Annotated in this window: 11 protein-coding genes; 9 read left to right on the top strand and 2 right to left on the bottom strand. The window is 63.1% G+C overall.

The features are described from left to right. The first annotated feature begins 44 nt into the window (after positions 1 to 44). Both TRP66_RS05965 and TRP66_RS05960 read left to right on the top strand, forming a co-directional pair. Positions 45 to 479, top strand: coding sequence for a MarR family transcriptional regulator (locus tag TRP66_RS05965; protein ID WP_333400452.1), 435 nt, complete (start codon positions 45 to 47; stop codon positions 477 to 479). A gap of 89 nt (positions 480 to 568) precedes the next feature. Next, entirely contained in the window at positions 569 to 2,620 is a 2,052-nt protein-coding gene (locus tag TRP66_RS05960) for a type IV pilus assembly protein FimV (RefSeq protein WP_333400451.1), read from the top strand. A 158-nt stretch (positions 2,621 to 2,778) separates the two neighbouring features. Here TRP66_RS05960 and TRP66_RS05955 read toward each other — a convergent pair whose 3' ends face one another. After that, positions 2,779 to 3,189, bottom strand: a complete 411-nt coding sequence (locus TRP66_RS05955; RefSeq protein WP_333400450.1) for a PA2817 family protein — start codon at positions 3,187 to 3,189, stop codon at positions 2,779 to 2,781. 75 nt (positions 3,190 to 3,264) lie between these two features. Continuing rightward, the gene (locus TRP66_RS05950) at positions 3,265 to 5,712 is read right to left on the bottom strand and encodes an acyl-CoA dehydrogenase (protein ID WP_333400449.1); all 2,448 of its coding nucleotides are present in this window, start codon (positions 5,710 to 5,712) and stop codon (positions 3,265 to 3,267) included. Positions 5,713 to 5,864: 152 nt separating this feature from the next. Between TRP66_RS05950 and TRP66_RS05945 the strand changes: the two genes are divergently transcribed. The 7 genes from TRP66_RS05945 (at position 5,865) to lpxK (ending at position 12,983) form a co-directional block, all read left to right on the top strand. Further along, positions 5,865 to 6,488, top strand: a complete 624-nt coding sequence (locus tag TRP66_RS05945) for a glutathione S-transferase family protein (RefSeq protein WP_333400448.1) — start codon at positions 5,865 to 5,867, stop codon at positions 6,486 to 6,488. A 164-nt stretch (positions 6,489 to 6,652) separates the two neighbouring features. Continuing rightward, on the top strand, positions 6,653 to 7,585 hold the full coding sequence (locus TRP66_RS05940) for an ABC transporter ATP-binding protein (protein WP_333400447.1): 933 nt from the start codon (positions 6,653 to 6,655) through the stop codon (positions 7,583 to 7,585). After that, positions 7,582 to 8,370, top strand: coding sequence for an ABC transporter permease (locus TRP66_RS05935; protein ID WP_333400446.1), 789 nt, complete (start codon positions 7,582 to 7,584; stop codon positions 8,368 to 8,370). Before TRP66_RS05940 ends, TRP66_RS05935 begins: the two co-directional genes overlap by 4 nt. Positions 8,371 to 8,520: 150 nt before the next feature. Further along, positions 8,521 to 10,737, top strand: a complete 2,217-nt coding sequence (locus TRP66_RS05930; RefSeq protein WP_333400445.1) for a DNA internalization-related competence protein ComEC/Rec2 — start codon at positions 8,521 to 8,523, stop codon at positions 10,735 to 10,737. Between the two features lie 142 nt (positions 10,738 to 10,879). Continuing rightward, complete coding sequence (locus TRP66_RS05925) at positions 10,880 to 11,560, top strand: MotA/TolQ/ExbB proton channel family protein (protein ID WP_442965173.1); 681 nt, start codon at positions 10,880 to 10,882, stop codon at positions 11,558 to 11,560. After that, the gene (locus TRP66_RS05920; RefSeq protein ID WP_333400443.1) at positions 11,557 to 11,988 is read left to right on the top strand and encodes an ExbD/TolR family protein; all 432 of its coding nucleotides are present in this window, start codon (positions 11,557 to 11,559) and stop codon (positions 11,986 to 11,988) included. Before TRP66_RS05925 ends, TRP66_RS05920 begins: the two co-directional genes overlap by 4 nt. Then, positions 11,988 to 12,983: a tetraacyldisaccharide 4'-kinase gene (gene lpxK, locus TRP66_RS05915; protein WP_333400442.1), complete on the top strand. Its 996-nt coding sequence runs from the start codon at positions 11,988 to 11,990 to the stop codon at positions 12,981 to 12,983. Before TRP66_RS05920 ends, lpxK begins: the two co-directional genes overlap by 1 nt. The last annotated feature ends 13 nt before the right edge of the window (positions 12,984 to 12,996 follow it).

Below are 12,996 nucleotides of genomic sequence, written 5' to 3'. Positions count from 1 at the left end.
GCATGCTTAGCTCGCTAATAATTAGTTTCAATGACGAGTTATCTATGCCTTTGACCGACGAACATCGTTTCGGGATGCAACTTGCACATATTTCCCGTGGCTGGCGCGCCGAGCTGGACCGGCGTCTCGCCGACCTCGGTCTGTCCCAGGCCCGCTGGCTGGTGCTGCTGCATCTGGCCCGCTTCGAGGAGCCGCCTACCCAACGTGAACTGGCGCAGAGCGTCGGCGTCGAGGGGCCGACCCTGGCGCGCCTGCTCGACAGCCTGGAAAGCGGCGGGCTGGTGCAGCGCCAGGCCGTCCCGGAAGACCGGCGCGCCAAGAAGATTCTGCTCAGTGATACGGCGCTGCCCCTGATCGAAAAGATCGAAACCATTGCCAACGCGTTGCGCGCCGAGCTGTTTGAAGGCGTGGACGACGCCGATCTCAAGGTGTGCATGCGGGTGCATGCGCGAATCCTCGGCAATCTGGAAAGAAGCTGAGACGGCCCGGCGCGTTCTCGCCCATACTCAGGGGGCCGATTTCCATTTGATTACGTGAGAAGCCTGTCGTGGTTTCCATAAGGGTTCGCATGCTGAAAAGTTCTCAGATCGTTTTCGAGAGCGCAGCCGCCCAGGTGCGCAGTGTCAACCGTCAAGACGTCCCCGAGCGCGGTACGCGGCGACGCAGCTTCGTATATCTGGCCGCCCGGCAGTTGGCGACGGTCGCTCTGGCCGTCTCGACGCTGGGCTGGTCCGCCTGGGCCGCGGCATTGGGGCTGGGGGAGATCACCCTGCATTCGGCTTTGAATCAGCCGTTGAATGCCGAAATCCAGCTGCTGGAAACTAATGGCCTGAACGCGGATGACATCGTCGTGCGGCTGGCTTCACCCGAAGCCTTCGCCAAGGCCGATATCGAGCGGGTGTTCTTCCTCAATGACCTGCGTTTCACCCCACAGGTGCAGGGCAATCGCGGCGTCGTGCGCGTGGTGTCCAGCAAGGCCGTCACCGAGCCCTACCTGAATTTCCTGGTGCAGTTGTCGCGTCCCAACGGCGATCTGCTGCACGAGTACACGCTGCTGCTCGATCCTGCCACTTCGCCCCAAGGTCTTGCCGCGACCCGTAGCAGGCAATCGCAGAGCATCGCGGCAAGCGAGGCGCAGTCCCGTCTGCCGGTCGCGCCGCCGGCGGCGAACCAGAACAAGCCTCGCCCGGCGACGGCCTCCGCTCCAGCTGCCCAGGCCGCGGAGCTACAGCGAGCCACCGAGCAACTCGCTGCTTCTACCCAGGAAAGTCAGCGGCTGGCCAGAGAGCTCGAAGCGCTGACGGCGCGGGCCGTGGCATTGCAAGAGGAAATGGCCGGCAAGGACAAGGAAATCACCGCGTTGCGCGCCGACCTGGCTCAGGTCCAGGCACCCGCTGCGCCGCCGGCTGCCGTGGTTCCGGTCAGCGCCGCGCCGGCGGCGCCGGCCTCCGCTCTTGAGACCGCAATGCCAGTGACGGCTGCCCCGGTGCCAGCAAGCCAGCCCGAGCCGTTTCTGAGTATTCCGCTGTTGCTGGCTATCGGCGCGCTGATTGTCTTGCTGATCGCCTACGCCCTCAGCAAGCGCCGTCAAGCACGGCCGCTGCCCGAAGCGCCGGCCATGGCTCACGATGAACACCTGCTCAAGCCGGCTCAGGCGCCGACCTTGCCGGTCCAGGAAATAGCTGCAGTCACGCCTCAGCCCGCGCCGCAGATCCAGCCGCCGCAAGCCGCAACTCGCCCGACCCGGCCAGCGGGAGGCGCTCCGGACGCCCTGGATGGCGTGAGCATCTACATCGCTTACGGCCGTTTCAACGAGGCGCTGGGTATTTTGCGCAACGCCATGGAAGCCGAGCCGGAACGCGAAGACATCCGCATCAGAATTCTGGAGCTACTGGCGGAGCAGGGCGACGTCAACGGCTTCGCCCGTGAAGAGCAGGACGCGCTGGATCACGGCGTCGAGCCAGACAAGATCGAAGAGATCCGTCGGCGTTATCCGCAGCTCAGGCCCACCGAAGCGCCCAAGGCGGCAGCGGTGGTGGCGCCGGTTGCGATCCCCGCAGCGGCAGCGGTCACCGCTGCGGAGATGGATCTGCAACTGGACGAAACTACGGCCGCCGCGCTGAATCCGGAACCGGCAGACGAGTTCCACCTGAACCTCGACGACCTGTCCATGGACGCCGACTGGGACTTGGTCGACCCGTTCGAACCGCCGCCGACTCGGGCCAAGCCCGTGGCGACCCCGGCGGCGCCAGACGTGGATCCGGCATTTTCTTCAAACCTGAATGAGCTGCCGGAAGTTTTCGAGCTGTCGGACGAGCAGTTTCTCAGTGATTTCGACGAGCCGGAACCGGTGGCGGTACAGGACGAAATCGCCGATCCCGTCCTGCAGCTGGATGACGACCCCCTGAGTGACGAATTCCTCGACAGCTTCATGGGCGACGATTCCGAATTCGATTTGCTCGAACTCGACGAAGCCCCGCTGACCCAGATCAACCAGGCGCAGATGCTGATCGACGAAGGCGACTTCGAGGCAGCCCGTGACATTCTCAACAAGGTGGTCGAAGAGTCCGACGAGCAGCATCGGCAGATGGCGACGGAGATGTTGGCAAGCATCAGCTGAGGCGCCGCCCGACCGCTCCTGCAGGTCGCGCTGTCCGTGGGAGCCAGCTTGCTGGCGATACATGACGCGGCGCGTCATCCAGTTTTGCTGCCGCTTTGCGGCAGATCGCGGCTAAAGCCGCTCCTACGTAGGAGCGGCTTTAGCCGCGATCAAGCCCATCAATGCTTGCTGTCCTGCGCGGACAGGGCCATCAACTGTTTTTCCTGGTTCCAGTCGAACGGCTCGTCGTTCTGCTCGGCCTCGTAACGACGTTCTTCCAGAGCGGTGTACATGTCGATTTCTTCGTCGGGCATGAAGTGCAGACAGTCGCCGCCGAAGAACCACAGCAGGTCACGAGGGACCAGGTGCGCGATCTGCGGGTAGCGCTGGATGACCTGGCAGAGGATGTCCTGGCCCAGGTACTGGCTCTCGATCGGGTCTTGCGGCAGCAGCTCGATCAGTTCGTCGAAGCGCTCCATGAACAGCCCGTGGCTTTCCTCGGGAACCTGGTCGGCCTCGCCCAGCGCGACCAGGATGCTGCGCAGGTGCGTCAGCAGGCTGAGATGGTGGTCGAGAATGGCGTCGGCCATGATATGATCCTCAAATGCAAAAACAGGCGCGAGAGTATAAAGCTCTGCGCGCCTGCTGTGGTGACCTGCCGACGGTTATCGGACTTTGCCGGGCGTCGCCGTCATGGCCTGCGGGTCAAAATCATCCACATCGATGACCTTGAGTCGAGCCGCCTCCGCGGCTCGCAAGGTCTCGGCTTCGCCCAATTGCAGGACGCCGTCGCGCAGTGCGGCATCGATCAGCGGCTCGCCGGCCACCACCTGCAATTGGCCGCTCTTGACCGCCATCAGCAGTTTTTTGCGGATTGGGTGAGCCGTGTTCAACAGGTCACTGGCATGTTGCAGCGCACCCACTGCGTCGTCCGGCGATTGCGGGCGGTAGCAGCCGACCAGCAACTCTTCCAGCGTCGGATCGCCCTTGGCACGTCCAAGCACCTGCGCCACCTCGGCATCCAGCCGGTCGGAAGGACCTTTATGCCGGCGCCCCAGCGGGAATACCACAGCCCGCAGCAGCGCTCCCAACACCCGGTTGGGGAAGTTGGCCAGCAACTCGTCCAGCGCGCATTCACCTTGACCGAGGCTTTCCTCCATCGCCCACTGGAACAACGGACGCACATGATCGGGCGATCCCATGTCGTGATAACGCTTGAGTGCTGCCGAAGAGAGATACAGGTAGCTCAGTGCATCCCCGAGCCGCGCCGAGAGTCGCTCGCGACGTTTCAGCTCGCCGCCCAGCAGCATCATGCTCAGGTCTGCCAACAGCGCGAACGCTGCGGCCTGACGATTGAGCGCACGGAAGTAACCCTTGCTCAAGCTGTCACCCGGGGCATGCTCGAAATGCCCGAAGCCCAGGTTCAGCACCAGCGTACTGGCCGCGTTGCTTACCGCAAAGCCGATGTGTTTGAGCAGCAGCGTATCGAACTCGACCAGCGCGTTGTCACGGTCGCTGCGCGCGGCCAGCGCCATTTCCTTGAGCACGAACGGATGACAGCGAATCGCGCCCTGGCCGAAGATCATCAGGTTGCGCGACAAGATGTTCGCGCCTTCGACGGTGATGAAGATCGGCGCGCTCTGCCAGTTGCGGGCCAGGTAATTGTTGGGCCCCATGATGATGGCCTTGCCGCCATGCACGTCCATGGCGTGGCGGATACATTCCCGGCCACGCTCGGTCAGGTGGTACTTGAGGATGGCGGACAGCACCGAAGGCTTCTCTCCGAGATCCACCGCGTTGGCGGTCAGCATCCGCGCGCTGTCCATCAGCCAGGCATTGCCGCCGATACGCGCCAGGGATTCCTGGATGCCTTCGAACGCTGCCAGCGGCACGTTGAACTGCTCGCGGACCTGCGCGTACTGGCCGGTCACCAGGCTGGTGTACTTGGCTGCGCCGGTGCCGACCGCGGGCAGCGAAATCGAACGGCCCACGGACAGGCAGTTCATGAGCATCATCCAGCCCTTGCCAAGCATCTGCTGGCCGCCGATCAGATAGCTCAGGGGCACGAACACGTCCTTGCCCGAATTCGGACCGTTCATGAACGCGGCACCCAATGGCGCATGCCGACGTCCGATATTCACGCCGGGGGTGTCCGTCGGGATCAGCGCCAGGCTGATCCCCAGATCCGTTTCGTCACCCAGCAGATGGTCCGGATCGTATGCCTTGAACGCCAGGCCCAGCAGAGTGGCGACCGGGCCCAGGGTGATGTAGCGCTTATCCCAGGTCAGGCGCAGACCGATGACTTCCTCGCCTTGCCACTGACCTTTGCACACGATGCCGGTGTCGGGCATCGCACCCGCATCCGACCCGGCGTGGGGGCCGGTCAGCGCGAAGCACGGGATATCCTCGCCACGTGCCAGACGCGGCAGATAATGGTTACGCTGTTCTTCAGTGCCGTAATGCAGCAGCAACTCGGCGGGGCCCAGGGAGTTGGGGACCATCACGGTTGAGGCCAGATCGCCGCTGCGGGTTGCCAGTTTCATTGCCACCTGTGAGTGGGCGTAGGCCGAAAACCCTTTGCCGCCGTACTCCTTGGGGATGATCAGGGCAAAGAAACCGTGCTCCTTGATATGCGTCCAGGCCTCAGGTGGCAGGTCCATGGCCTGGCCGATTTCCCAGTCGCTGACCATCGCGCACAGCTCTTCGGTCGGGCCGTCGATGAAGGCCTGTTCTTCGGCACTCAGCTGCACTTTCGGATAGGCCAGCAACTTGTCCCAGTTCGGGCGACCACTGAACAGCTCGCCGTCCCACCAGACGGTACCCGCGTCGATGGCATCGCGCTCGGTCGCCGACATGGGCGGCAATACTTTCTTGAGCCAGTTGAACATCGGCGCGGTGAAATACCGGCGGCGCAGGTCAGGCAGCACCAGAGGCACCAGCACAGCCAGCCACAGCACCCAGAAAATCGTCAGCAGCCAGCCCGGCGCGTAGCTGAATATGCCCATCGCCAAGAGGTAGACCGCGATGATTCCCAGGGCGGGCAGCGGTTCGATCCGCCGATGCGCCAGCCAGGCGATGCCGATGATCAGTACCAGAATCCACAACAGCAGCATAAGCAATCCTCCGTGATGAACGCGGAACGGGTCGCGATCAGACCCAGGGCGAGGGTGACTCGATAGTGACCCTGCGTGACCAAGGAAGTTGCGCGCGTATCGGAGTAGACTGTTTGCCGATCATTTATCACGAAGCCCGCGAGAGGAACGCAATGCTCAGAATCTGGGGACGCAAGAATTCCAGCAACGTGCGCAAGGCACTGTGGGTCGCCGAAGAGCTCGGTCTGCCCTATGAAACCCGGGACGCCGGCGGTGCATTCGGAGTGGTGAACGAGCCCGAGTATCGGGCGTTGAACCCCAACGGCCGGATTCCGACGCTGGAAGACGGTGACCTGGTGCTCTGGGAATCCAACGCGATCGTGCGTTATCTGGCGGCCCAGTATGGCAGCGAGTCGGGTTTCTATCCGACCGATCCCAAGGTCCGGGCAGAAGCGGACAAATGGATGGACTGGACCACATCGACCATCGCGACGCCTTTCATCCCGGTGTTCTGGGGTGTCTTGCGCACGCCCGCGGCAGAGCAGGACTGGACGGCGATCGGGCAGGGCGTACAGACGCTGCACGGGTTGCTGGCTGTCGCCGATGCTGCCCTGGCCCGGCAACCCTGGCTGTCGGGCGACGCCTTCGGCATGGGCGACATTCCACTAGGCAGCTTCGCCTACGCCTGGTTCGAAATGCCGATCGAGCGTCCTCCGTTGCCTCATCTCCAAGCCTGGTACGAGCGCCTGAAAGAGCGCCCGGCTTATCGCAAGGCGGTGATGACGCCTCTAACCTGAGCAGGGTTTTCGACCTTTCGTCCCGCCGCTTGATAATTACTATTAATAGATGTGTCTGTACTTGAGAGAGCAGCCCGATCAACATTGGCGGCCTGATCTCTCATGCCAGTCGCCTGCGGCGGCTCGTTCGATCTTCTATTTTCTGATTTGGTACTTTTCCCGATATGTCTTCCGCTCTGTCCATCCGGCAGCTCACCAAAACCTACGGCAACGGTTTCCAGGCCCTGAATGGCATCGATCTGGACGTCGCCGAAGGTGACTTCTTCGCCTTGCTCGGCCCGAACGGCGCCGGCAAATCCACCACCATCGGCATCATCTCCACACTGGTCAACAAGACCAGCGGGACGGTGAACATTTTCGGCCATGATCTGGACCGCGAGCCCGCCGCGCTCAAGCGCAGCATCGGCGTAGTGCCCCAGGAGTTCAATTTCAACCAGTTCGAGAAAACCTTCGATATCGTCGTGACCCAGGCCGGTTACTACGGCATCCCGGCGAAGGTCGCCAAGGAACGCGCCGAGCAGTACCTGACCCAGTTGGGGTTGTGGGACAAACGCGACGTACCCTCGCGCTCGCTGTCGGGCGGCATGAAGCGCCGGCTGATGATTGCCCGTGCGCTGATCCACGAGCCGCGACTGCTCATCCTCGACGAACCCACCGCAGGCGTGGACATCGAACTGCGTCGCTCGATGTGGACCTTTCTCACCGAGCTGAACCAGAAGGGCATCACCATCATCCTCACCACCCATTACCTGGAAGAAGCCGAACAGTTGTGCCGCAACATCGGCATCATCGACCACGGGACCATCGTGCAGAACACCGGCATGAAGCAGCTGCTCAGCACCCTGACCGTGGAAACCTTCGTACTGGACCTCAAAAACGCCCATCAGACCGCGCCGAACCTGCCGGGCTATCCGTGCAAACTGCTGGACAGCCATACGCTGGAAGTCCAGGTCGACAAGAGCATCGGTATCACCGCGCTGTTCACCCAACTGGCTTTGCAGAACATCGAAGTGTTGAGCCTGCGCAATAAATCCAATCGCCTAGAGGAGTTGTTCGTGTCACTGGTGGAAAAAAATCTGGCGAAGGTGGCTCTATGACGGCTCACACGGGCGAACTGCGCCCCAACCTGATTGCGCTGCAGACCATCGTCTACCGCGAGGTGCGCCGGTTCATGCGGATCTGGCCGCAAACCTTGCTGCCGCCCGCGATCACCATGGTTTTGTACTTCGTGATCTTCGGTAACCTGATCGGCCGCCAGATCGGCGATATGGGCGGCTTCAGTTACATGCAGTACATCGTGCCGGGCCTGATCATGATGTCGGTGATCACCAACTCGTACGGCAACGTGGTGTCGAGCTTCTTCGGCGCCAAGTTCCAGCACTCCATCGAAGAGCTGATGGTCTCGCCGGTGTCGCCGCACACCATTCTGGTAGGCTACACCCTGGGCGGCGTCCTGCGCGGCCTGGCGGTGGGCTGTATCGTGACGCTGCTGTCGATGTTTTTTACCGACCTGCAGGTTCACCATCTGGGCGTGACCGTCGTGGTCGTGGTCCTGACAGCGACCATCTTCTCGCTGTTGGGCTTCATCAACGCGGTATTCGCGCGCAACTTCGACGACATCTCGATCATCCCGACCTTCGTCCTGACACCGCTGACTTACCTGGGCGGGGTCTTCTACTCGATCAACCTGCTGCCGCCGTTCTGGCAGACCGTCTCGCTGGCCAACCCGGTCCTGCACATGGTCAACGCCTTCCGCTTCGGGATTCTGGGCGTTTCCGACATCCGTATCAGCATTGCAATGGCGTTCATGGTGGTCGCGACCGTGGTGCTGTATTTCAGCTGCGCCCGGCTGCTGGTCAGCGGGCGGGGGATGAGGCAGTAACGCCATCGCCAGCAAGCTGGCTCCTACGGGTTGTACCGTCGTAGGAGCCAGCTCGCTGGCGATCATCGCTTCAAACCCTGAAATACTCGAATTACCCTGAAATCCAACCCATGCGCTAATCCTTAAAGCTCACCGCTTCGAGGGATGTCCATGCGCACAGGGATGATCGCGCTGGCCTTGGGTCTGCTGTCTTTACGCCTGCTGCCGGCTTTGCCGCCGGGGTGGCTGCTGCTCGTCCTGCCAGTCGTGGGGTTGGCGCTGCTGCCGTTTCGCAGCTATCCGCTGGCCTTGTTTCTGTTCGGTTTCACCTGGGCCTGCTTTTCAGCGCAGCGAGCGCTGGATGATCGGCTGTCACCTGATCTTGACGGGCAAACGCTGTGGTTGCAGGGGCAGGTCGTGGGGCTGCCGAGCGAGAGCGAGGGCGTGGTGCGTTTCGAACTCGCGGACGCCGAGTCGCGGCGCGCTCGATTGCCTTCCCTGATACGCATCGCCTGGTACGGCGGGCCGCCGGTTCGCAGCGGCGAGCGCTGGCAATTGGCAGTCAAGCTCAAACGGCCCGCGGGTCTGCTCAATCCCCATGCGTTCGATTATCAGGCCTGGCTGCTGGCGCAGCGCATCGGCGCCACCGGCAGTGTCGTGGACGGCCGGCGTCTTGAGCCGGCGGCCGGTGCCTGGCGTGACGGCATTCGGCAGCGGCTGCTGGCGGTGGATGCGCAAGGCCGGGAAGGCGGCCTCGCGGCGCTGGTGCTCGGTGACGGCGCGGGCTTGTCGCGGGCGGACTGGCAGGTGCTGCAGAACACCGGAACCGTGCACCTGTTGGTCATTTCCGGCCAGCACATCGGTCTGCTGGCGGGCGCGGTCTATTTGCTGGTCGGCGGCCTGGCGCGACGCGGCTGGTGGCCGCCCGGTCTGCCGTGGCTGCCCTGGGCTTGCGGTCTGGCGCTGACGGCGGCCGTGGGTTATGGCTTGCTGGCCGGGTTCGATGTACCGGTGCGGCGCGCCTGCGTGATGGTCGCGATGGTCCTGCTCTGGCGGCTGCGCTTTCGTCAGCTCGGGCTGCTCTGGCCGTTTCTGGTCTCACTCAATGTCGTGCTGATTTTAGAGCCGCTGGTCAGCCTGCAACCCGGCTTTTGGCTGTCGTTTGGCGCGGTCGCCATCCTGATGCTGATCTTTGGCGCGCGTCTGGGGGCCTGGTCCTGGTGGCAAAGCTGGACCCGCGCTCAGTGGCTGATCGCTACAGGGCTCCTGCCGATCCTGCTGGCGCTGAATCTTCCGGTCAGTATCAGCGGCCCGTTCGCCAACTTGTTCGCCGTGCCTTGGGTGAGTCTCGTCGTCCTGCCGCTGGCGCTGCTCGGCACTTTGCTGCTGGCGATCCCGTTCTTGGGATCGGGCTTGCTATGGCTGGCGGGCGGCGCGCTGGAGGCGCTGTTCGGGGCGCTCGGCTGGATCGCCAGTGACATCCCGCCCTGGCTACCTGCGGCCGTGCCGGGATGGGCCTGGGCCCTGAGCGTGCTGGGCGCGTTGCTGATCCTGATGCCTGCCGGTCTGCCGATACGTCCGCTGGGCTGGCCGCTGCTGTTGCTGTGCGTCTTTCCCCCGCTCAGGCAGATTCCGCCAAGCCAGGTCGAAGTGCTGCAACTGGATGTCGGGCAGGGCCTGGCGATCTTGCTGCGAACCCGCAATCACTCGTTGTTGTACGACGCGGGCCCGCGTTTCGGCGAATTCGATCTCGGCGACAGGGTCGTGGTCCCGGTCTTGCGCAAGGCCGGCGTGCGCCGCCTGGATCTTATGCTGCTCAGTCATGCCGACGCCGACCACGCGGGTGGCGCAGGCGCCGTGAAAGAGGCATTTCCTGTGACGCGAGTGCTCAGTGGCGAGCCGGACAAGCTGTGGGCCTCGCTTGGCGCGCAACCTTGCAACACGGAAGAATCCTGGGAATGGGACGGCGTGCGCTTTGCCACTTGGCAGTGGACGCAGGCTCCAGAGGGCAATCCGTCCTCCTGCATGCTCAGCGTCGATGCCGGGGGCGAGCGCCTGCTGTTGAGCGGTGACGTCGATATGGATGCCGAGCGGGCAGCCATCGCCAGCGGTTTCGACCTACGCGCCCACTGGTTACAGGCACCACATCATGGCAGTCGTTCCTCGTCGTCGGCCGCCTTGTTGCGCGCCGTCGCGCCGGTCGGTGTATTGATTTCCCGAGGGCGCAACAATGCGTTCGGCCATCCGCATCCGTTGGTCATGTCTCGTTACCGATGGTTTGGCATCGCGACCTACGACAGCGCGGAACTCGGCGCGATCACGCTGCGCCTGGGCACATTCGCGCAACCCCGCTCCCTGCATGACGAAAGAAGATTCTGGCGAGACTGAACGCAGCGAACCGCTGCAAATACTGGCATCCGGCCAGAAAAAGCGCCTTTCCGTCACCCGCGCAACGGATGTTGCACTGGGGCTTCGGACTGTCGTCGACGCTATGTTAGAGTGGCGCCAATTTTTTGCGGGGGGCGTTGCTGTGTGGGAGCTGGTCAAATCCGGTGGCTGGATGATGCTGCCGATCATTCTGAGTTCCATCGCCGCTGCCGGCATCATCATCGAGCGGCTCTGGACCCTGCGTGCCAGCCGCATCACGCCGCCCCATCTGCTGGGGCAGGTGTGGCAGTGGATTCAGGACAACAAGCTGGACGGCGAGAAGCTCAAGGCCCTGCGCGCCGATTCGCCGCTGGGTGAAATCCTTGCCGCGGGCCTGGCCAATTCCAAACATGGTCGCGAGATCATGAAAGAATGCATCGAGGAAGCCGCCGCGCGCGTCATTCATGACCTGGAGCGCTACCTGAGCGCGCTGGGCTCGATAGCCTCGATGGCGCCGCTGCTCGGTCTGCTCGGTACGGTGCTGGGGATGATCGACATTTTTGGCTCGTTCAGCAGCTCCGGAGCGACCGCCAATGCCGGCGTGCTGGCCGGCGGTATCTCCAAGGCGCTGATCTGTACGGCGTCGGGTCTGTGCGTGGCGATTCCGGCCATCTTCTTTCATCGTTTTCTGCAAAGCCGCGTCGATGAACTGGTCGTCGGCATGGAGCAACAGGCCATCCGGCTGGTCGAGGTGGTGCAGGGCGATCGTGAAGTCGATCTGATCAATGCCAAGGTCGACCTCAAGGCGCTGGCCCGCGCTGGCGCTGGAGGCAAGAAGAAGTGAAATTCCGTCGCCGCAGGCCGCGGGAAACCATCGACGTCAATCTGGTTGCCTTGATCGACGTGGTGTTCATCCTGCTGCTGTTCTTCATTGTCACCACCACGTTCACGCGTGAAACCCAGTTGCGCGTCGACTTGCCTCAGGCGGTGACCGGCGCCTCGGCCGATGACGTGAGTGAAAAGCAACTCGACATCGCGATCAATGCCGACGGACAGTTTTCCCTGAATAACCAGCTGCTGCCCAAGAACGATCTGAGTACGTTGATCGACGCCTTGCAGCGCGAGTCGGCGGGAGACACCAGCCTGCCGCTGTCGATCAGCGCTGACGGCAAGACGCCGCATCAATCGGTCATCATCGCCATGGATGCGGCCGGCAAGCTGGGTTTCAGCCATCTGCGCATGACCACTGTCGAGGCCGCGCCGGCTAACTGATGGCACTGACCGACCGTTTACTCGACGCCTGGTACACCGGCCATCCGGCGCTGGCATTACTGCGTCCTCTGGAATCACTTTATCGTCGTGTCGTGAATGGCAAGCGCGAGCGGTTTCTGGCCGGCGAGGGCGACATTTACCGGGCGCCGGTGCCGGTGCTGGTGGTGGGCAATATCACGGTCGGCGGTACGGGCAAGACGCCGCTGATCCTGTGGATGATCGAACACTGCCGCGCCAGAGGGCTGAAGGTCGGGGTGGTCAGTCGCGGCTACGGCGCCCGGCCGCCCAGCCTGCCATGGCGAGTGCACGCCAACCAGGATGCCGCTCAGGCGGGCGACGAGCCGCTGCTCATCGTGCAGCGCAGCGGTGTCCCCCTGATGATCGATCCGGACCGTAGTCGTGCCGTGCGGGCGTTGCTGGCCGCCGAATCCCTGGACTTGATTCTCAGCGACGACGGTCTGCAGCATTACCGTCTGGCACGGGATCTGGAGCTCGTGCTGATCGATGCCGCGCGTGGCCTGGGCAACCGCCGCTGTCTGCCCGGCGGCCCTCTGCGCGAGCCGGTCGAGCGCCTGAGCAGCGTCGACGCCGTGCTGTACAACGGCGCCACCTGCGACCGTGACGACGGCTATGCCTTTACCCTGGAACCTTCAGCGCTGGTCAATCTGTGCACGGGCGAGCGGCGACCGCTCGATCATTTCGCCAAGGGCCAGCAGGTGCACGCAGTGGCCGGGATCGGCAACCCGCGGCGTTTCTTCAAAACGCTCGAAGGATTAGACTGGCAACCGGTTACCCACGCGTACGCCGACCACGCCCAGTACAGCCTTGATGCGCTGACGTTCACGCCTCCGTTACCGCTGGTCATGACCGAAAAAGACGCGGTGAAATGCCGCGCATTCGCGGCGCACGACTGGTGGTATCTGGCGGTGGACGCCGTACCTTCGGCTGCCTTTGTCCGCTGGTTCGACGAGCAGCTACTCCGTTTCTCCTCTTGATGGCTTCAGGACT

The organism is Pseudomonas sp. JDS28PS106 (genome assembly GCF_036706555.1).
Taxonomy (GTDB): Bacteria; Pseudomonadota; Gammaproteobacteria; order Pseudomonadales; family Pseudomonadaceae; genus Aquipseudomonas.
This window is presented reverse-complemented; position numbering and strand designations above follow the sequence as displayed.

Bases quoted from the DNA above. Each gene is read 5' to 3' on its own strand.
- TRP66_RS05935 (WP_333400446.1), top strand. From the start codon at position 7,582: ATGACGGCTCACACGGGCGAACTGCGCCCCAACCTGATTGCGCTGCAG.
- TRP66_RS05950 (WP_333400449.1), bottom strand. From the start codon at position 5,712: ATGCTGCTGTTGTGGATTCTGGTACTGATCATCGGCATCGCCTGGCTG.
- TRP66_RS05955 (WP_333400450.1), bottom strand. From the start codon at position 3,189: ATGGCCGACGCCATTCTCGACCACCATCTCAGCCTGCTGACGCACCTG.
- TRP66_RS05945 (WP_333400448.1), top strand. From the start codon at position 5,865: ATGCTCAGAATCTGGGGACGCAAGAATTCCAGCAACGTGCGCAAGGCA.
- TRP66_RS05940 (WP_333400447.1), top strand. From the start codon at position 6,653: ATGTCTTCCGCTCTGTCCATCCGGCAGCTCACCAAAACCTACGGCAAC.
- lpxK (WP_333400442.1), top strand. From the start codon at position 11,988: ATGGCACTGACCGACCGTTTACTCGACGCCTGGTACACCGGCCATCCG.
- TRP66_RS05930 (WP_333400445.1), top strand. From the start codon at position 8,521: ATGCGCACAGGGATGATCGCGCTGGCCTTGGGTCTGCTGTCTTTACGC.
- TRP66_RS05960 (WP_333400451.1), top strand. From the start codon at position 569: ATGCTGAAAAGTTCTCAGATCGTTTTCGAGAGCGCAGCCGCCCAGGTG.
- TRP66_RS05965 (WP_333400452.1), top strand. From the start codon at position 45: ATGCCTTTGACCGACGAACATCGTTTCGGGATGCAACTTGCACATATT.